Origin of the sequence: Lewinella sp. 4G2 (assembly GCF_001625015.1) — a bacterium.
In the GTDB taxonomy this organism is placed as follows: Bacteria; Bacteroidota; Bacteroidia; order Chitinophagales; family Saprospiraceae; genus Neolewinella.
The window spans coordinates 216,930-237,101 of the sequence record NZ_LVWJ02000019.1 but is presented as its reverse complement, the minus strand read 5'-3'; the positions used below and the strand labels follow the sequence as shown (position 1 = coordinate 237,101).

Here is a 20,172-nt window from a genome sequence, read left to right as displayed (position 1 = left end):
CAATTAGTTTAAAGTACTTTCCCTTGAGCGACAGCCTGGTCATTATTCCTACCTACAACGAAAAGGAAAACATTGAAAAGATGGTACGTACCGTCTTTGGGCTGCCCTTCCCCTTCCACCTACTCATCGTAGATGATGGTTCCCCCGACGGTACGGCTAACATCATTCGCCAGCTGCAAGAAGAATTTGACGGCCGCCTTCACCTGCTGGAACGCGCCGGAAAACTGGGTCTCGGCACGGCCTACCTCGACGGCTTCCGCTGGGGATTGAAAAAATCCGCCGACTACGCCTATTTCTTTGAGATGGACGCCGACTTCAGCCACAACCCGAAAGATCTGCTACGCCTGCGCGATGCTTGCCATACCGGTGGGGGAGACGTTTCCGTTGGTTCCCGCTACACCTCCGGCGGAGGGGTAGAGAATTGGCCGTTTGACCGGCGCTTCCTTTCCTACGGCGCTTCCGTGTACGTCCGCGCCATCACCTGGATGCCCGTCAAGGACCCCACCGCCGGTTTCATGTGCTACACCCGCCCGGTGCTGGAGGCCATTGATTTCGACGCCGTCCGGTTTATCGGGTACGCCTTTCAGATCGAGATGAAGCACACGGCGTGGAAGTTGGGCTACAAGATCGTGGAAGTCCCCATCACGTTTACCGATCGGGTGCTGGGTGCGAGTAAAATGCACGGTTCGATCGTGAAGGAGGCGATCAAGGGGGTTTTGAGTTTGCGATTTGGCAGTTAGGTGGATCTACGCGACGGTTAAATTTCGCAGTAGTCAATTCGTCCCTTGATCGTAGTAATGATTTTAAGTGAGGGATTTTAAACGTTAGATTTTAGACGGGATACCTTGAGCCGTGGTAATGGTTATGGCTCGTGGTGGTTAATCCGTCCCTTGCAGGTGGTAGTAAAATTTCTTCGGATTGGCGTTAAGAACGCTGCACTGTTCGAGCTGATGCTGTTGATGATTAGAACCGAAGTATAATGCAGACTGAAGATGGAGATTGAAAAACAGATCGTTGAGCGAGTTTGCAGCGTTTAGGCAATCCGAAGAAATTTTGCGTTAAGCCACCTGCACAGGACAAAGCTTTTGCTTCTTTTGGCTACAAAAGAAGTGGTAGAGAAGAAAAATTATCAAGATTTAAACCCATCAAACCCGACCTGGAGCTCGCGAGCCATTAACAAATCGCGTTAAGCCATGGTCATAGGACAAGACTTTCGCTTCATTGCGCTTCGCTGCTACTGCGTGGTGGTCACAAAAGATGTGCTAGACTGGAAAGAATTACCTGGAAATCTAGAGCAACCCGGTCTGGAACCAGGAGCCGAGAAGAACAAATGAACGTGAGACGTCTCAGGCGTCGACCTAAAGGTCGACGTACCTGGAGTAGGCTCAAGGTATTCCGTCTCAAAATCTAAAATCCAACATCTAACGTCCCAAAAAGAAAAACCCCCAACCTCGCAAAGAGGCTGGGGGCTTTTCATTGAACATAGGCGATTTCATGAGAAACCGCGGTGGTAACTGAATTACATGTCCATGTTAAGTACACGGAACTCCGTGCGGCGGTTAACCTGGTGCTCAGCTTCGGAGCAGTTTACGCCGTCGGCGCAACGGTTCTTCAACTGGCTCTCACCGTAACCACGGGTTACGAGGCGCTGGCGGTTGATGCCACGGCTAACGAGGTAGTCAGCAACGGACTTGGCGCGGCGCTCAGAGAGGTCTTGGTTAGAAGCGGCAGAACCACGGCTGTCGGTGTGGGCGTTCAGCTGGATGCGGATGTTGGGACGCTCACGGAGGAGGTTCAACAGGCGATCGTCGATGACGCGGCGGCTAGAAGCAGTGATGGCAGCAGAACCCAGTTCGTACTGGATAGGAAGAACGCTGTAGCTGGTTAACTCACAGTCGATCTCTTCGTAGCTGCTCAGACCACCCTTGGAAGCAAGTACTTCCTTGGTGATGGTCGTGTACTCAGCTTCTACAGTTTGAGTAGTTACAGAAGCAGGCTGGTCGACGACACGCTTGGTGATGGTCTCGTACTGAGGCTCAACGTCGATCTCACGGACCTGTGCTGGCGTGGCTACTACTTGCTTGGTGTAAGTAGAGTTGCTACCGGGAACTTCGGAAGAGGTAGAACCGGCGTCGTTAGCGAGGCGCTGAACGGGAACGGTACGGTACTCAGCTTCGTAGGTGCGGTAACACAGTACCTGACAGTCGTTAGGATCGTCAGACTCACAACCTTCGTAAGCAGTAGTTTCCCACTTGCTGACTTCTGGCTTGATGAGTACGCGCTCGCTAGCATCAGCGAAAGAAGCAGGCTGGACGCTCATGCTCTTGGCGGGTGCCTGAGACTGGTAAGTAACGGTTTCGGTGCGGAAGGTAGCGGGAACGAATTCGTAACGCTTGTAACCTTCTTTGGAGAGTACACGCTCAGTTACGGTGCGGTAGGTAGCAGGAACTACGCTAAGGCGCTTGTAAGCAGGGCGAGTTTGAACGCGAACGGTTTCGGTCTGGTAAACGTCAGGCGTTACACAGCGAACGTAACACTTGTTCGGATCAGGATTAGAGGGGAGCTGCTGAGCCTGGACGCTGGTCGCGCCAATGGCAAGAGCTGCAAAAAGTGTAAGAGATAATCTCATAGGAGAACTGTTGATTTGTAAAGTTTATTTGAAAGTTACCATTATACAAGAGGCAAACCAGTGCCTATGTTCACTACAAATATACAAGCTATCAAGAGATTTGCTGATTAACTGCAACTTATATGACGTTTTTTCGTCAGGTTTTTTAAACCGTTTTCGGTTCCCGTGACTTGTACTACTTATCCGTAAATTGCGCTTCCCGTGAGCCGCCCCTTACCACGCAATTTGCCCCTTCAGTTGGCCAGCCTACTTCCCGTAGTTGCGGGCCTCTGTTTTTTGGGGACGAACCAACTCTACCTCTTTGATTGGGACGAGCTCAACTTCGCCGAAGTAAGCCGGGAAATGAGCCGGTCCGGCAACTTTCTGGCACCACAGATCAACTACGCGCCCTTCCACGAAAAGCCCCCACTTTTTTTCTGGATGCAGGCCTTCTGCACAAAAATTTTTGGAGCTTCACCACGTGGCGCCCGCTTTCCCAATCTTATTGCCGGAGTGATCACCATCATCCTGCTCGCCAGATGGGGACGGCGCGCGCGGCCCAAAGGCAGTGAATCCTGGCCGTGGCTACTCGGCGGGAGCCTCCTGCCACTGCTCTATTTTCAGTCTGGAATCATCGACCCCTGGTACAATCTGTTCATTTTACTGGGTCTGTGGCCAAGCCACCGGGGCCAGCCAAGTGGCTGGAGGGCCATCTGCCAGGGTGGCCTCTTCCTGGGGCTGGCGGTGCTCACTAAAGGTCCCGTCGCTCTGCTGATTGCTGCTTTACTGTGGAGCGTCCTCCTCGTTAGCCAGCCTCAAGACCGTCCCCGGCGGCTGTTGGCGTACGGTGCGGCGGGCCTCCTAGCGCTGCTTCCGATGGCCATTTGGGTAGGCTTGGTCTGGCAACAGGACGGGGGCGTTTTTGCCCGGGAATTCATCACCTACCAGTGGCGACTCTTTTTGCGGGAGGATGCCGGCCACGGTGGATTCCCCGGTTATCACGTCATCGTCCTGTTACTGGGTTGTTTCCCGGCGGCCTGGTTGGCCCTGCCGGCCCTGTTTCGGCGCCAAGTCTTTGCCTCCGCCACGGACCGGGGGATGCGCGCACTCTTTTGGATTGTCCTGATCCTCTTTTCGATCGTCAACACCAAGATCGTGCACTACTCCAGTTTGTGTTATTTCCCGCTGGCTTGGTTCGCCGCCCGTGCCCTGGGGGAAGGCATCCTGATCAAAGGTTGGCGCAGGGCCGTGGCAACCGGCTTGCTAGGAACCTGGCTACTGTACACCATCATTGCAATCGCCGTACCGACCCTCGGGCAGACCGTGCCGCAATGGATCCATTTTGTCGAAGATGCTGAGCTGGTATCCCGGCTGGAGCTCAATGTTGAATGGCCCTGGTACACCTTCCTTCCCGCCATCGTGGGCGTGGCCGGCATAGTAGCGTGGTGGGTCCTCGGTCGGAGGGCCGGTCCTAACACTGCCGCGGCCCGGTCCCGATTACTTGGCACCCGCGGCAGCGCCCTCTTGTTCCTGACGCCGCTGCTACTACTGACATCCTTATATACTATCGTCCCCCGCGTGCAGACTTACAGCCAGGGCGCACCGACCCAATTTTTTCGGCAACTGGCGGGACGGGATGTCTACGTCGGGACGGCCTACTACAAGTCCTACGCCCACTACTATTTCGCGGAACTGCCGCCGGACCGGTACGCGGAAGGTTGCCAGGAGCGACAGTGCCGCTTCCACGAAAAGATCACCAAGCCGCTCTTTTTTGCCAGCCCGTTGCGCGTGACGGAACAAGTGCTTCGCGAGGTGCCCGACGCCATCCTGCTCCGTTCGGAAGGAGGTTTCTCCTTTTACGTGCGGGAACCCTAACCTGCGCTTAGGCATTGTAAGGACTCATCTAACCCACTCCATGCTCCTGAACCTCCCCCGCTACTGGGCAAAATGCCGCGAAGCGCAGGCTACGATGGATGTGCACCAAACCAAGGTCGCCTATGGGCCACACTGGCGGCAATACGCGATCGTGGTACGGAACCGCGACGAAACTCTGCGCCGGCCCGGCCGCTACGCCTTCTACTTTCACGGGGGCGCCTGGACCTTCGGTAAACCGGAGACCTTTACCCCGGCGGCCATTCCCTGGCTACGGGAGGGGTTCACCGTAGTGCTACCCAGCTACCGGCGGCCACCAATGGTGGGGCTGCACCGGATCGTGGAGGATTGTTGGAGCGCCGTGTCTCATTTTGCTAACAAAGCCGGTCCGGAAGCGATAGTACACGTCGGCGGAATCAGCGCCGGTGCTCATCTCGCGGCCGTCCTGGCTACCCAGCCAAAACGCTGGTTACGAGCAGGATGGTCCGCTGCGCCCGAACGGGCATTACTCTGTGCCGGCCCCTTATCCCTCGGCCTGCTGCGGAGTGGTCGTTTCTTGCTGCCGCGCTACGCGGATGTGGATGCCATTCAGGTCGTCCAGCCACCCCACCCGGAACACCCTTTGCGGTGGCAACTCCTGCATGGGACGATCGACCCGGTGGTCGCCCCCGCCCATTCGGAAGTCTTCCTGGAAAAACTGCGGGCCCTGGGCCACCAAGCCGACCTGGAATACCTCGAAGGGGGGCGACACCTGGACGCCGGCCGCTGGATGTTCGGCGGCGTAGCGCGGGAAACCGTGGAAGAATTTATTAAGGTCGGTTAGTCGCTGATCACCGTCGCGCCGCCGGGTAACCACTCGGCACCGTAGCGATCTACGAGAATATTATCGTAGTGATCCGCCCGTTCGAAGAGGTGCTCGAAGCGGGGAAGGGCCGTTTCCGCCGTCAGGTACCGGTCGTAAATAAGGAGGCTCAGGATGATGTCGCGGCCGTAGGTGCTGAAGGTGAGTTGCTCCAGTTTAAAGTTTTCCTTGAGTAGGAATTCGAAAAGTTCCGCTGAAGGAAGGTCCGGCAACGAGCATAGATAAGCGTCTCCCGTGACCAAGCCGCTATCCTCATGGTAAGCCAGTTGGATGATGGCGCTGCCCTGGCGGATGTTCCATAGGCTGGGGCCTCGGCGAGCCAGGCGGGCATCGTGGCCAGCGTGGGTGATGATCTTTTCCACGGTGGCGGGGATGCCGGTCGGGGAATAATCCTCCAACATATCCGGCAGGACGATGGCCTCCCCGCAATTCGGGCAGTGGCCCTTGGGGTTGATCATCACCTCAAACACCACTTTATGGCAGTTAAAGCAACGGGCGGCGCTCTTGCCCTCGCCTTCGGCAAAACGGTCCAGGCACTCCCGCAGGAAGCTGGCCGGCAGGCTCAGGGCGCGGCCCTTCCCCTCGCGGATGTCGTACATATTGATGCCGGCCAGGTGGCCAGCGGCATTGAAAAGTGGTCCACCACTGTGGGCGGCCTCCTGCCAGGCATCGTGGAGGATGAAGGGAATGCCGTGGTGTTCGTGGCCGAGTTCCAGCACCTCACCGTTGCTCGTCCGGAGGGAGTGGCCGAAATGTTGGCCGATGGCGACGACGGGTTCCCCGACTCCGGGAGGAGAGATGGCAATCTTTAGTTCGGGCAGGTCAATATGCGTTGCTGGCCGCAGAAAGGCTAGGTCGTAATAGGCATCCAGGTAAACTACGGGGGCGAGTTGCTCCTCGATCAATTTACTGCCGATCACCACGTTGGCATTGTCGCGGACTACGTGTTCGTTCGTCACTACCAGGCCAAGGTCGGGCAGGTACACGCCGGTGCCGGTACTGAAGGGGGTAGCCACCTGAATGACGTAGTCGGATTGCATGCCGAAAGATAGGCAAGCGGGCGTTCACCGTGGGCACCCGCTGCGCCCGTGGGTTTATCTTTGCTTTCATGTCCCCAGCAAAAACCTATTACGAAGACCTCCGGCGGGAGCAGACCGCCCTGCACGACGAAGCGCGCCGGGCCTACGACCGCTTTGCCATCGTCCGTTTGGTCGTCATTCTGGCCCTGCTCGTGGTGGTCGTAGCGGCGTTTGGCCACAGTTTTTTACTGGGTTTCATCGCCCTGCCCATCTTTGTAGTCAAAGCTTACTTCCTCGTGAAAAAGCACGACGCCATGAAGCGCGCGGCCGAACTCGCTCGGACGCGAGCTACGCTGGCGGACCGCGAGATCGGTGCCCTCAACCACGACTTCCGGGTGTTTGACGGGGGCGACGAATTGCTCGACCCGCAGCATCCCTACGCGCTCGATCTCGATATTTTCGGTCCCCACAGCCTCTTCCAGTTCCTCAACCGCACGGTCACGGCGCCGGGCCGGCAGTTACTGGCGGAGGCCTTGCTCAGTCCTCAACCGGAGGAGGTTCGGGCGCTGACGCAGGTGCAAAGCAAGGACCTGGCGGAGCGCCCCGACTGGTGTATAGAATTCAGAACATTGGGGGAAGGCCTCGAAGACAGTACCGGCCACCAAACCAGATTGCGGGAGTGGCTGACGCGGGAACCCGTCGTAAAAAGTGGGCTGGACCGCAGCCTCCTGTACCTGATCCCAATCCTGACGGTAGCTTCCCTGGTGGGGATGTTTTTCCTGACGCCCTGGTACCTGGGAGCGCTCGGCTTCCTGCCGGCCATCCTCCTCTTCCGAAAGTACAGTGATGCCATCGCCACGGAGCACGCCTACACCGCGAAGATGGGCGAGTTGCTGGCGCAGTACGGCGACCTCCTCGGCCACGCCCAAACCTGGGAAGGGGTGAGTGAGGACCTAAGTGGCTCCGTTCCCGCACTAAAAAAACTGTCCTATTACATCAGCCAATTGGACGTCCGGAATAACCCTTTCGCCATCCTGGTGGAATTGGGTGGTGCCTGGAGTATGCAGTGGTTGACGAAGCTCGATGGCTGGCGCGAAGACCACCGGGAGGCCCTTCCACGGTGGCTCGATACCATCGCCAGGGTGGACGCCTGGGTGAGTTGGGCCAACCTCCGTTTCAACCACCCCGAGTGGGTGGACGCCGAGTTCAGCACGGAACCCGTTTTGCGGGCGACCGGCCTGGGCCACCCGTTGCTCAATCCGGCCGGCCGGGTCACCAACGATATCGATATGCGGACGGACGGGCACATCCATCTCGTTACTGGGTCCAACATGGCGGGGAAGTCCACTTGGTTGCGGACGGTCGGGATAAATCTGGTGCTCGCGCAGGCGGGCGCTCCGGTCTGTGCCCGGCACCTGCGGCAGCGCCCCCTGCAAGTCTGGACGAGCATGCGTACCCAGGATGACCTAAGCGAATCAACTTCCTCCTTTTACGCGGAGCTGAAACGCTTGCAAGCCATCATCAAAAGCGTGGCGGACCGGGAGCAACACGTGTTTTTCCTACTGGACGAAATCCTCAAGGGGACGAACAGCCGGGACCGCCACACGGGCTCCCGCGCGCTCATCCGCCAGTTGATTCGCGATAGTGGCGCCGGCATCATTGCTACCCACGACCTCGAACTGGCCGCCCTGGAAAACGAGCCCGGTAGCCGCGTAGAAAATTACGCCATGGAAGTACAGACCCGCGGGGACGACCTGGTTTTTGACTACAAACTCCACCCCGGCGTCTGTACCAGCTTCAACGCGACGGCGCTGATGGCCCGCATGGGGATCGCCATCCCGGAAAATGAGATCAAATTGCACCACGACTGATGGGGTGAGCAGTGTACATTTGCTAGCTCCGAAAAAAAGACCCAGATGAAAAAGATTTTAGTGACCGGTGGCGCCGGATACATTGGCAGCCACACCGTAGTGGACCTGATTGAAGCCGGCTATGAAGTCGTCGTAGCGGATAACTTCCACAACTCCCGCCCCGCCGCCCTGGAAGGCGTTCGGGCCATCACGGGGAAAACCGTGCGGCACTACGACGTCGACCTGGCGGACCGTGACGCCACCCTGGCTATGTTTGCGGAACACGACTTTGCGGGAGCCATCCATTTTGCGGCTTATAAATTGGTGGGGGAGAGCGTCGATAAGCCGCTCGAGTATTACCGCAATAACCTGAATTCACTCCTCAACGTCATTGAGGGATTGCAGCTACAGGGGAACAGCAACCTGGTTTTTTCCAGCAGTTGCTCCGTCTACGGCAATGCCGATGAGCTACCGGTAACGGAAGACACCCCCCGCAAAACGGCCGAAAGCCCCTATGCGATGACCAAGCAGCTGGGGGAGGACATCATCTCGGATTACTGCAAAACGCGGCCGGATTTTAAAGCCATCCTGTTGCGCTACTTCAACCCCGCCGGCGCCCACGAAAGTGGACTGATCGGGGAGGACCCCTCTAACCCACCCTCGAACCTGGTGCCAGTCATTACGGGCGTCGCCGCCGGCAACCTCGCCTTCGATAAGATGACGGTGTTCGGTACCGACTACCCCACGCGCGACGGCTCGAACGTGCGCGACTACATCCACGTGCAGGACCTCGCGCGGGCCCACACCCTGGCCCTCGAATACGTGATGGGGGAGAAGATGAAAAGCAACATCGATCTCTTCAACCTGGGTATTGGTGACGGACTGACCGTTCTGGAAGTCATCGAAGCCTTCGAAAAGGTGAACGGCGTAAAACTCAACTACGAGCTGGGTGCGCGCCGAGCCGGTGACGTCGTTGCCGTATACGCCGACCGCACGAAAGCTACCGAAGTACTAGGCTGGGAACCCCAACGCGGGGTAGACGAGATCATGCGGACGGCCTGGGCCTGGGAAACAAAAGCCAATAAGGCGGGATAATTCCCACTTAACATCGGGGAAGCCAAAAGCCCTACCTTGCGCCACCACTTAAGCTCCCACGAATGCTCCTCTCCATGACCGGCTACGGCCGCGCCACTCACGACGCTAATAATAAATCTTATACCGTCGAGATCCGGTCGCTCAACACCAAGCAGAACGACCTCCGGCTGCGGGCCAACCTGACCCTCCACCAGTACGAGGTGAAGTTGCGCAAGCAGATCCTCGACGCCGTGAAGCGGGGTAAACTGGACGTCAGCGTGGAGATCAAGGATGAATCGGGTGGGGGCGCCGTGCGCGTCAACACCAACCTCTTGCGGCGGCTCTACACCGAGATCACGGAAAACCTGCCCGCCGGCACCGACGGCACGACCCACGAAAGCGGACTGTACGCCGCTCTCTTCCGCATCCCCGGCGTCGTAGAAAGCGCCAGCGAACGGATCACGGATGAAGATTGGGCGGAAGTCAAAGCCGCCGCTACCGCCGCCGTCCAACACCTCAATGAATACCGGACCCAGGAAGGAACGGCGATGGCCTCCGACCTGAAGGATAACTGTGATACCATCAAGTCCCTGCTCTTGCGTGTCGAGGACTTTGAAGAGCAGCGCATCCAGTCCGTCCGCGACCGTATGGAACGCCACCTGGCGGATTACCTCGGCCGGGGCAACGTGGATAAGAACCGCTATGAGCAAGAAGTCCTCTTCTACCTCGAAAAGATGGACATCAACGAAGAAAAGGTCCGCCTCGCCCAGAACTGCGACTACTTCGTTGAGATCCTGAGCAACGACGATGACGTCAAGGGCCGCAAGCTCAACTTTATCAGCCAGGAAATTGGCCGGGAAATCAACACGTTGGGCGCGAAGGGCTACTCTCCGGAAATTCAGAAGCTCGTCGTTAACATGAAGGAGCAGTTGGAAATGATCAAGGAGCAGTTGGCGAACGTGGCTTAGGGGGACGTAGGGAAGTCTTTGACTAGAATTGGCCAAAGCACCAAAATACTAAAGCACCAACATAGTAATCTCGTTGGTGCTTTAGTTTTTAGTGCTTTGGTGGAGGACACAATGCCCTCAGTTCCATGCCTACGAACTCCACCGCAACGAAACCATTTCCGTCCCTTCCTCCACGCTACGGGGTAGAAGGACGCAGAAGAGCCGGGCGACGCCAGTAGCGGTGATGGCGGGGAGGGTGCCACCGTCGGCGAGTTGGTAGTCTTCGTTGCTGAAATCCCAGAGGAATTGTTTGGGGGTAAGGCCCATTTTGTCCAGGGTTTGGGTCAGTTGTTGCTCTCCGGCTAACCATTCGGTTTCTGATTCGGTGCCTTCGGGGTCGGCCACGGCATCGGCTTCGGGGTAGACGCGCGTCCACCGGACCGGGACGTTGAACTGGTAGAGGTGGGGAACTAGGTCTTCGGTAAAGCGGTTGTTGCTCAGGGCGGCGTCCCAATCCACTTTTTTATCGGGGTGCTGGCGGCGGAGGCGGGTGGCCATTACTTTGGGCAGCGGGTATTTGCCGAGGGGCGTGGCGCGGTAAACGTAATCCGCGTACCGCCGCTCCACGCCGTTCTCTCCTTCGCGGAAGAGGGTGAAGTCTTCGGAGGCCGTAACGGTGGGGTAGGCGCCGTCGCGTCCGGCGAATACCCGGCTGAGTTGGAGCAACAGGGCGGTGTCCTTACCCACGCTGCAGCCGTGTACGATGATCTCGGTTTGGTCGGTTATCGTTCCGCGGTGGGTCCGGGTTTTAGGCGTCCAATTGGCGAGTTGGTTGCTCGTCACCCGCGCTTCCTGGCTGGTGGGTTCCAGCTTGGTGGCTAGCCCGGTCCACTGGTTGCCGTGGACGACGATGTTTACCTTTTCCCATCCACCGGGCACCTGCGTCAGCGCCAAATAATTGCGGACTTCGGCAATACTTTGCATATCGGTAATGACCGTCTCACCACCTTCTTCGGGGTGCCAGCGGAAATATTCGGCGGCGCGGCCGTAATAGGCGTTCGTGCCTTCGTCCTCACCCAAAATAAAGGTGATCTTCTGGCCTTCCGTTTGATTTAATTTGATATCGGTAGTCGTATTTAAATCAATACGGGCGCTGTCGCAGGATGCAAAGCAAAAGGCTAGTAACAGGATGGGAAGCGTAGCCGAAAGATCCCGCCCGGCACCAAAGCCGCCGAAGGGAGGCCAGCCTTTTTTGCGGATAACGCGGTATCCAATTAAAAACAGGATGATCGCCCCTAGCGCAAAGATCGACCAGTGCCAAACCACCGTGGAAGCCTCGGTCGGAAGACCGGCGATGCCCATAACACCGAGGTCAAAACCGACGGCCGTAGCCGCCACGTTTTCGGGCAGGGGAAGGGGCTGAGCAACGGTCTGCATTGGGTCATTCGGATCGGCGACGATCAGCTCCTCTACCGCGACGAAGCTGGTGTACTGAGTGAGGAGGTTGTAGGCCAGGCCAAGCTCGGTGACTTCTTCAATCAAGGCGTCGTCGCCACCGTAACTGAGGTCGTTGTAATCGTCCAGACGGCGGATCTTTTCTCGCGCCCACAACTGAGCCAGGGCGGCGTGACGTTCGCTGTTCTTGGCGTCCTTCAAGTTGTAGGTGAAGACCTGTTTGCGGTAGTCCGCCTCGGTTGGGTTGGCGATGCTCTGCAGTCCGGTCGGGCCACCCGTCGCTTTGAGGCCGACGTAGCCACCGTAACCGGTCAGCGTCATCTTGCCCCGGGCTTTGCCGCGGTACTTGCCAAAAACAATGAGGGGGCGCTCGCGGCTGACGTCGGGAATGCTGATGGGCTCGACTTCGTAGGCGGCAAATTTATCCCCAAAATCAAGGCTGAGTTCCGTAAGCACGGGTTCGCTGATGTACTCCTGAAAACGCTCGGCTTCCGCCTCCGCTTCGCTGGGGTCGAGGATGTACGCTGGGCGGCCCTGACCGACGCGGGCCATCCCGTCAATCAGGTGGCGGTTGATGCCCGAGCCGATCCCAAAACTGTAGACGTTGGCCTTATTTAGATTCGTACGGATGAGGTCGAAGGCTTCCGGCTCCACACCCACGTAACCGTCGGTAACGATGACGATGTTGCGGCTCAAACCCGTGAAGGAACGGGGGAGAGCGTAGGCCGTTTGCAGGGCCGGCAGTAGTTCGGTGCCCCCGCCGCTACGGGCGCTTTGCAGAAAGTTGAGCCCCGCCTGAAGGTTAGCCTGGTTGGCGGCGACGGATTGGTCCTGCCACACATCGCTGGCCCCCGCGAAGAGGATGATGTTGAATTGATCGACCGGGCGTAGCTGGGCCACAAGGTTGGTGAGTAGTTCCTTGCTTACGTCCAGTGGGAAACCATTCATGGAGCCGGATACGTCGACGACGAACACAAACTCACGGGGCGGGTAATCACCCTCCGCCACTTCCGCGGGCGGTTGGGCCATGTAGAGGAAGTAGTTTTCGTCTTCCCCTTCGAAGGTGATCATCCCGGTCTGGATTTCCTTGCCCTGGAGTTGGTAGTTGAGGACGAAATCGCGGTTACCTCCCTTACTTTCGGAACCGGCGAGGTCAATGGCCACGGCTTCCTCGTAGCGCGTCGTCACCACCTTGTGGCTGGGACTGGCGACGGTCGTGATGGGCATACCGGCGTTGAGGTAGACGTTCAGGCCGAAGTCGTAGGTCGGTACGGAAGATTTGAGGTAGGGTTGGGCCGTAAAGCTTTCGGCATCCTCACTCGGGCTCACGTAGCGCGGGCCCATAACGGTGGGGTATACGAAGGAGTAAATCCCGTTGGTGGGTACGATGAGTTCGGTGTACTTCAATTCCACTTTCACCGTATCACCCGGCAGGATATTGGCTACGTTCATCTGGAAGACGTTGGGCCGGTGCTGTTCCAGGAGGCTGGCACGCTTGCCTTCTTCCTTGGCCTGTTCGTAAGTCTCCCGTGCCTCGGCCTTCCGTTGGATTTCCCCCTTGATGCGGCGGTTACCGATGATCATCGTCATCCCGTACACCGCCGAGTTGTTGGAGCCGGGGAAGACGTAGGTGGCTTCCAGCCGTTCGCTCCCATCATTTACGTAAGTCTGGGTAACGGTAACGTCGGCAATCACCCCGCTGATGTTGACCTCCGCGTTGGTGGCGTGCAACGGAAACTTGGCGCCCTCCACGTCGAGTTGGAAGTAGGGGCTGCCGGTTTTGGGATCGTCAAACGCCGTTTGCGCGAACGCGAAGTGGCCGGCGAGGCAGAGGAGGAGGAAGAGCAATAAGTTTTTCATGGTGTGGTACATTTTCGTTTTGTGTACCACAAAGCACGGGGGGTGGGGTGGCACGCCGTTAGGTGGCCCATTCTACTAATTTGGCCCGTTCCCTACTGTCAGATGGAGGCTATATTTTCGCAGGAGTTTGGGGAGTTTGGGGAGTTGGAGAGGCCTGCGGCGCTGCGTGACTGCCCGTCCCGCAGGGCCGGCCTGCGTAGCGATGGCACGCCGTTAGGTGGCCCATTCTACTAATTTGGCCCGTTCCCTACTGTCAGCTGGAGGCTATATTTTCGCAGGAGTTGGGGAGTTTGGGGAGATGGAGAGGCCTGCGGCGCTGCGTGACTGCCCGTCCCGCAGGGCCGGCCTGCGTAGCGATGGCACGCCGTTAGGTGGCCCATTCTACTAATTTGGCCCGTTCCCTACTGTCAGATGGAGGCTATATTTTCGCAGGAGTTGGGGAGCTGAAGAGACCTGCGGCGCTATTAATGCATGAAGCATGGTGTAAAACAAATTGTGTTGTTGTTTAATTTAAGCGTATTATTGTAGTTTAAATGAAACAGCATGAAGCCCAGCGATTACGCTCATTTACCAATTGACGATTTAACTTCATTGATAATTCACGAGATGTACCAGACTTACAATATGTATGGTCCTGGTTTATTTGAGAGTGTTTACGAAGCTACGCTTGAAGGTCGGCTAGTTCAACGGGGGCTCTTCGTTGAGAGGCAAAAGACCATCTATCTCAATAATGACTACGTTTCGAACGAACAAGCGTTTCGTGCAGATCTGATCGTGGAGAATCGAGTAGTAATTGAGATAAAATCCGTAGAGAAAATACCCGCAGTCTCTTATATGCAACTCCGGACCTATCTAAATCTCTTAGAGATTGATGCCGGTCTTCTGGTTAATTTCAACTGCAGTTATTTGAAAAATAACATTCGTAGAATAGGAAGAGAGAGAACGACAAAGATTGCTGTTTAGCGGAAGCGCCGCAGGCCTCCCCAACCTCCCCCGCTCCTGCGAAATAGCTATGCTGGTGAGCCCACAAAAGCGCCGCAGGCCTCTCCAACCTCTCCCGCTCCTGCGAAATAGCTATGTAGTTAATGTCACAAAAGCGCCGCAGGCCTCCCCAACCTCCCCCGCTCCTGCGAAACCTTGCCGAAGGCAAACAAACGACTTCCCCTACCGCCTCATCATCTCATAATACTCCACCACCGCCGGGTCAATCATCACATCCCGCGGCGTCAACGGCCTACGGAGGACGATTCCATCCAACGTCCTACACCGCGAAAGAGCCACGTACGTCTGCCCGTGCTCAAATGCACCTCCCTTACCCAGATCAATAATGATCTTATCAAAAGTCTTGCCTTGGGATTTATGGATCGTTACCGCCCAAGCCAAGCGGACGGGGATCTGGGTATACGTCCCCATCGTCTCGGTTCCAATTTTGGTAATATCCGTATCGTCCGCTTTATACCGAATAATGTCCCACTCTTCGGCAGCGACTTCGATGTCGTTGGTTTTGCCGTCCTCATTGACGGTGATGATGACGCTTTCGGTCTTACATTCCTTTACCGTCCCGATGGTACCGTTGACGTACTTCCGGTCCGGGTCGTTGCGGACGGTCATGACCTGAGCGCCAACCTTTAGTTTGAGGGCGGCGGGGACGGGGAAGAGACTCTCTTTGAAGCTGCCAGATACCTTCGCGATGTAGAGCATCTCCGGGTTAGGATTCTCGGCGAGCGCGGTTGAATTGATACGATTAACGGTAGCGTTGCGGGCGGCGAGGGTGAGGTAGTTATCCCCCTCTTCCTGCCGGAAGTCTTTGATGTAGCGCTCGTTCAGGCTTTCGAGTTCCTCATAATCCATGGTTGCATTACGGATGGCTTCCAGTAAGCGGAGGAAGTGGGTCGAGTCCTGCCGGTAGACCTGTTGCAATTCGATCATTTCGAGATCGATGTAATCCAGGCAGGGCGCCGCGAAGAAGTAGGCGCTCGAATAGTGCAGGCTGAACCAGTGGCGCTCCTCGTTCGTGCTCACCACGGGGGGGAGCTGGTAGAGGTCGCCAAAAAAGATCACCTGCACGCCGCCGAAGGGTTTGCCACTGTCGCGATTGATCTTCAGCGCGTAATCGATGGCCATCATCATATCGGCCCGCACCATACTGATCTCGTCGATGATCAAGGTTTCCAGATTAAGGAAGAGGCGTTTGTAGCGGCGATTTGGCCGCACGTCCTTCTTCTGCAGCAGCCTGGGTGGGAAACCGAAGAGGCTGTGGATGGTCTGCCCCCCCACGTTCAGGGCGGCCACGCCGGTGGGGGCCACCACGACGACGTTCTTATTCGTACTTCGCCGGAAGATCTGTAGGAGGGTAGATTTTCCCGTCCCGGCCCGCCCGGTGATGAACAGGTTGGCGCCGGCTTCCATCCTTTCCAGGGCGTAGTTGAAGTCGTCCGAAAGCACGAGGGGTTGCAGGCCGGTGGGTTGATCCATATCGCCGAAGGTAAGGACTTGCGGCGGAAGGCGAGGCCCTTAAAGTTGTCGTAATTCGCGTACTGCCCGACCAATAAGTGCGTTCTTTGTGCAGCCGCTGCGGTACGTGCTGAACACTGGTGTCAGCCGCATATTTTGTCCCTAATTCCCCCCTCATGAAGCGTGTTTTTCTTCTTCCCCTTTTATTTTTATTCAACCTGAATTTATCCGCACAATTGCAGGTGGATGCAAAACTTAACCTCGGTTCCCTCCTCACCGGCGGTGTCAACGTGGCGGGGGACGTGATGATTGATCCGAATTTCTCGGCATCCCTTGGCCTCGCCTACGCAACAACGAATTTTAATATCTCCGATGGCGCCTTTCGCTACCGCGCCGCCCGTTTCATCCCCGAAGGCCGGTACTACGTTTCGCCGGAGTACGGTGCGGATCGGTTTTTCGTTGGCGCTTATGGTAAGGCAGTATCCGTCCGGGCCACCGAAAAGGCCACCGACCAAATAGCTAAAGGCACGCGTCTCGTACTTGGCCCGTTAGCGGGTTATAAATGGATATTACCCAGCGGTATTTTAATTGAATTAAACGCGGGCGTTGGCGCGTCCTTATTTCTAAGCGACGGCGAACTAGCCAGCCGCGCCTTCGGCCTCATCAATTTAATGGACATCCGCTTGGGTATTATTGGCGGTTACCGTTTCTAGGGCGCTGCCGCAGGTGCAGGGTGATGGGGAAGTCGTCGGACGATTCACTGCTGTCGTCGCGGAGCGATGATAGCAGTGAATCGTCCGACGACTTTTTAGTGCTTGTAGTAAATTTTTTATTATTGTATTTCCCTCTTGATTGATAGGCGCTGCTGATATTTTCTTAATAGAAGCCATATTGCCCGTACAGTCGTCGGACGATTCACTGCTGTCGTCGCGGAGCGATGATAGCAGATTCGTCCGACGACTTTTTAGTGTTTGCAGTAATTTTTTACTATTGTATTTCTCTCTTGATTGATAGGCGCTGCTGATATTTTCTTAATAGAAGCCATATTGCCCGTACAGTCGTCGGACGATTCACTGCGGTCGTCGCGGAGCGATGATAGCAGATTCGTCCGACGACTTTTTAGTGCTTGTAGTAATTTTTTACTATTATATTTCCCTCTTGATTAATAGGCGCTTCTGATATCTTCTTAATAGAAGCCATATTACCCGTACAGTCGTCGGACAATTCACTGCTGTCGTCGCAAAGCGATGATAGCAGATTCGTCCGACGACTTTTTAGTGCTGGTAGTAATTTATCACTGTTGATCTCCCCTCTTGAATTGGTAGGCGCTGCCGTGCCCACACAGTCGTCGGACGATGCCGATCATTTCCTGTCGGAAATAACCGGTGAATCGTCCGACGACGAAAACAAATTTTACTGCGCAAAACCATTGCGTAGATCCCTTGCACCTTTGTATCAGCACGGGAAAAGAGGGAAACGTTCTTCCGGCACCGCGCAACTATTTAGATACTTCAAAACATCAGTAGTTGAATTATTACCGAGCGTCTAAAACCACAAGCCTCGATCGGGTGAGTTGGTTAGCGAGGTGATATTTCACTCCGGTAAAGAAAGCCTCAGCACTCGCTATTTCCAACGGGATTAGATCACCCGACGCCTCGTGCTTTCTGTCAACTATCGGAGGTATAGGAACGCCTCAGCACTCCAAAATTGGTCACTCCGGTTCGAATCCGTACAGTGCGTTCCGCGGGTGTGATGATTTATCTAAATATATAAGACCAAGAATGCCACAGCACTTAAAAACTTCAAACGTAAAGTGCATTCTGCCGAATTAAATACCTAAACCCCCAAGCAGGAACCCCTCAGCAATCAATCAATTGGACGGGTCGGAGCCGTAACCTTTTACGTGAACTCGCCCGTAAGCACATCGTGTGTTCCGTCGGTACCCATTTTATTCACTTTTAAATCACCACTCACCATGAATAACTTCCTGAAAACTTTGCTGGGCCGCCCCACCACTACGGAAAATGGTGCAATCTCCCACAGCACCAGCGGCAGCGCCGTATTGGATTACTTTACGAAGTCCGCCACCGCCCGCAACCGGGAACTGAACGAAGTATTCGCGGACCTCGCCGCCGCCTGGGCCGAAAACCCCGAGCTGACGCTGAAAGTGATCTTCTACAACCGGATGATCACCCGGAAGGTGAATGGTTTCGTGGCGACCGAAAAAGTACAGAAGGGCCAGGGTAACCGCAGCGAATTCCGCTCCGCCCTGCGCTTCCTGGCCGAGCGCCACCCCGCTGCACTCTCCGCTAACCTGCATCTCGTGCCCTCCGTGGGCTCCTGGAAAGACCTGTGGCATGCCGAAACGGTGACTGCCCTGAACCACCAGGAAGTATTCGAACTGATCGCTGCCGGTCTGACGAACGACTACCACCGGGAATTGCTGGCTAAATACGTTCCCCGCATCCGGTCGCGCTCCAACACCCACAACGATCGCCACCGCGCGCTGAACCAGTTCGCGTTCGGGTTGATCAAATTTTTGGGTTGGACGCCCGTACAGTACCGCCACTTCAAGTCGAGTGGACTGGCCCACGAATTCCAGCGCCAAATGGCCGCCGGAAAGTGGGACGAGTTGGACTTCAAGACGATCCCCGGCCGCGCGCTGTTCACTTTGGTAAACGGTAAGGGCCGCGATGACCAGTTGACGACCCTGCAGCGCCACGGTATCGAGGCGCGGTACGTGGACTGGATCAAGAGCCAGCCCGTCGCAAAGTTCACCGGTTACGTGTACGAACTGATGCGGCAGGTGGGCTACCAGGCCTCCACCGCACAACGGTTGACGGTCGATAAGCAATTCGACGGCCTCATCGCCCTGGCCCGACAGGACGGTGACGTGACCGAGAACGTCTGGTGCGCCCTCGATACCTCTGGCTCGATGGGTACCCGCGTGGCGGATACGACGGCTTTTGACATCTGCATCAGCCTGGGTATTTACTTTTCCACGCTGAACCAGGGTGCTTTTCGGGATCACGTGATCATGTTCGATAACGATTCCCGCGTCAAGCAATTGAGCGGAACATTTTCCGACAAGGTGACGCAGCTGCGGAAGGCCACGACGGCCTGGGGTAGCACGAACTTCCAGTCGGTAATCGACGAGATCGTACGCGTACGTCTTGAGTCTCCCGGCGTACCCATTTCCGATTTTCCCACTACGCTGTTGGTGGTTTCGGATATGCAATTCAACCCCGTAAGCGGAAACACGGCTACGAACTACGAAACTGCCATGCGTAAGCTGCGGGCCGTCGGTTTGCCCGATATCCGCATCGTCTGGTGGCACGTGACCGACCGCACCAAGGATTTTCCCGCTAAAATGGACGATCAGGGCGTCGTTCTGATCGGTGGATTTGACGGTGCGATCATCTCCAGTTTACTGGGCAAAGATGAAAGCGTGGCTAACACGAATGAACGAGCTGATGGCGGATTTAGCACCATTAAAGCCGCACCCACTCCCTACGAAAGTATGGTCAAGGTGCTGGACCAGGAAGTGCTGAATCTGGTAGCCGTTGGCTAGGACCAAAAAAGGAGCACCACAGCACTTGTAATCAGTTCTTTCCAACTCTAAGCGTGCTCCGTAGCCACCGGTTGATACGATGAAGCGTGGCGGAAGCGAAAGCCTCCGTCACGCTTTTCGTCGTTTAGGGCTGCGCGCGTGTACCGGGCCTTTATCTTTACGGGCCATGAGTAAAAAACAGATCGCCCGCACCAAAGCCCGCAGGCAGGAAGTCCTCGCCTACGCCGAATCCGTCCGCGCTGATTACCAGTCCGGAGAACTTGAGCCGAAGCGGACGACGGGTGGCCTCGGCTACCTCATCCACGAAAGGGGAGAAGGGCGGCAGTTGCTCCGTGGGGAGCGCGCCCAGGTGCTGTACGTAGGTATGCTCTCCCGCACCGGGGAGGTGTTCGACGAAAACTTCTCCTCCGGCCGGCCTTTTAGTTTCCATTTGGGCACCGGCGAGGTGATTGGTGGGTGGGACATTGGCATCGGCCTGTTGCGCCGTGGTGATCGGGCGACGCTGTTCATCCCACCAGCTTTGGGCTACGGCAGCGATGGCTACCCTCCAGAAATACCTGGCGGCGCGGAGCTACTATTCTACGTAGAGCTGGTGTAGGA

The 20,172-nt window shown here is 56.4% G+C and carries 14 protein-coding genes; 10 read left to right on the top strand and 4 right to left on the bottom strand.

Annotated features, from left to right (window positions below):
- The first annotated feature begins 23 nt into the window (after window positions 1-23).
- Window positions 24-740: a polyprenol monophosphomannose synthase gene (locus A3850_RS17955; RefSeq protein ID WP_068220445.1), complete on the top strand. Its 717-nt coding sequence runs from the start codon at window positions 24-26 to the stop codon at window positions 738-740.
- Between the two features lie 779 nt (window positions 741-1,519).
- Here A3850_RS17955 and A3850_RS17950 read toward each other — a convergent pair.
- Window positions 1,520-2,629, bottom strand: a complete 1,110-nt coding sequence (locus A3850_RS17950) for an OmpA family protein (RefSeq protein ID WP_068220442.1) — start codon at window positions 2,627-2,629, stop codon at window positions 1,520-1,522.
- Between the two features lie 201 nt (window positions 2,630-2,830).
- Here A3850_RS17950 and A3850_RS17945 point away from each other — a divergent pair, with 201 nt between their 5' ends.
- Together A3850_RS17945 and A3850_RS17940 are read left to right on the top strand one after the other, a co-directional pair.
- Window positions 2,831-4,483 (top strand): glycosyltransferase family 39 protein, encoded by a 1,653-nt coding sequence (locus tag A3850_RS17945; protein WP_157501427.1) that lies wholly within the window; start codon window positions 2,831-2,833, stop codon window positions 4,481-4,483.
- Window positions 4,484-4,523: 40 nt separating this feature from the next.
- Window positions 4,524-5,303, top strand: coding sequence for an alpha/beta hydrolase (locus A3850_RS17940; protein WP_068220436.1), 780 nt, complete (start codon window positions 4,524-4,526; stop codon window positions 5,301-5,303).
- On the opposite strand, the gene A3850_RS17935 is transcribed toward A3850_RS17940, so the two are convergent.
- Window positions 5,300-6,382, bottom strand: coding sequence for a trypsin-like peptidase domain-containing protein (locus A3850_RS17935; protein ID WP_068220433.1), 1,083 nt, complete (start codon window positions 6,380-6,382; stop codon window positions 5,300-5,302). The genes A3850_RS17940 and A3850_RS17935 overlap by 4 nt on opposite strands.
- Window positions 6,383-6,450: 68 nt before the next feature.
- Here A3850_RS17935 and A3850_RS17930 point away from each other — a divergent pair, with 68 nt between their 5' ends.
- The 3 genes from A3850_RS17930 (at window position 6,451) to A3850_RS17920 (ending at window position 10,253) form a co-directional block, all read left to right on the top strand.
- Window positions 6,451-8,232: a hypothetical protein gene (locus A3850_RS17930; protein ID WP_068220429.1), complete on the top strand. Its 1,782-nt coding sequence runs from the start codon at window positions 6,451-6,453 to the stop codon at window positions 8,230-8,232.
- 45 nt (window positions 8,233-8,277) lie between these two features.
- Window positions 8,278-9,306 carry a UDP-glucose 4-epimerase GalE gene (galE, locus tag A3850_RS17925; protein ID WP_068220426.1) on the top strand — a complete coding sequence of 343 codons (1,029 nt, stop codon included), beginning with the start codon at window positions 8,278-8,280 and terminating at the stop codon, window positions 9,304-9,306.
- Between the two features lie 62 nt (window positions 9,307-9,368).
- Window positions 9,369-10,253, top strand: coding sequence for a YicC/YloC family endoribonuclease (locus A3850_RS17920; RefSeq protein WP_068220423.1), 885 nt, complete (start codon window positions 9,369-9,371; stop codon window positions 10,251-10,253).
- A gap of 129 nt (window positions 10,254-10,382) precedes the next feature.
- Here A3850_RS17920 and A3850_RS17915 read toward each other — a convergent pair whose 3' ends face one another.
- A complete protein-coding gene (locus tag A3850_RS17915; protein WP_197494107.1) occupies window positions 10,383-13,547 on the bottom strand; it encodes a VIT domain-containing protein in 3,165 nt (1,054 codons plus the stop codon).
- Between the two features lie 543 nt (window positions 13,548-14,090).
- Here A3850_RS17915 and A3850_RS17910 point away from each other — a divergent pair.
- Window positions 14,091-14,510, top strand: a complete 420-nt coding sequence (locus A3850_RS17910) for a GxxExxY protein (RefSeq protein WP_068220417.1) — start codon at window positions 14,091-14,093, stop codon at window positions 14,508-14,510.
- A gap of 201 nt (window positions 14,511-14,711) precedes the next feature.
- On the opposite strand, the gene A3850_RS17905 is transcribed toward A3850_RS17910, so the two are convergent.
- Window positions 14,712-16,022 (bottom strand): ATP-dependent RecD-like DNA helicase, encoded by a 1,311-nt coding sequence (locus A3850_RS17905; RefSeq protein WP_068220412.1) that lies wholly within the window; start codon window positions 16,020-16,022, stop codon window positions 14,712-14,714.
- Between the two features lie 155 nt (window positions 16,023-16,177).
- Between A3850_RS17905 and A3850_RS17900 the strand changes: the two genes are divergently transcribed.
- The 3 genes from A3850_RS17900 (at window position 16,178) to A3850_RS17890 (ending at window position 20,170) form a co-directional block, all read left to right on the top strand.
- Complete coding sequence (locus tag A3850_RS17900) at window positions 16,178-16,714, top strand: DUF3575 domain-containing protein (RefSeq protein WP_068220409.1); 537 nt, start codon at window positions 16,178-16,180, stop codon at window positions 16,712-16,714.
- A gap of 1,262 nt (window positions 16,715-17,976) precedes the next feature.
- A complete protein-coding gene (locus A3850_RS17895; RefSeq protein ID WP_068220407.1) occupies window positions 17,977-19,572 on the top strand; it encodes a DUF2828 family protein in 1,596 nt (531 codons plus the stop codon).
- A 166-nt stretch (window positions 19,573-19,738) separates the two neighbouring features.
- Window positions 19,739-20,170 (top strand): FKBP-type peptidyl-prolyl cis-trans isomerase, encoded by a 432-nt coding sequence (locus A3850_RS17890; protein ID WP_068220404.1) that lies wholly within the window; start codon window positions 19,739-19,741, stop codon window positions 20,168-20,170.
- The last annotated feature ends 2 nt before the right edge of the window (window positions 20,171-20,172 follow it).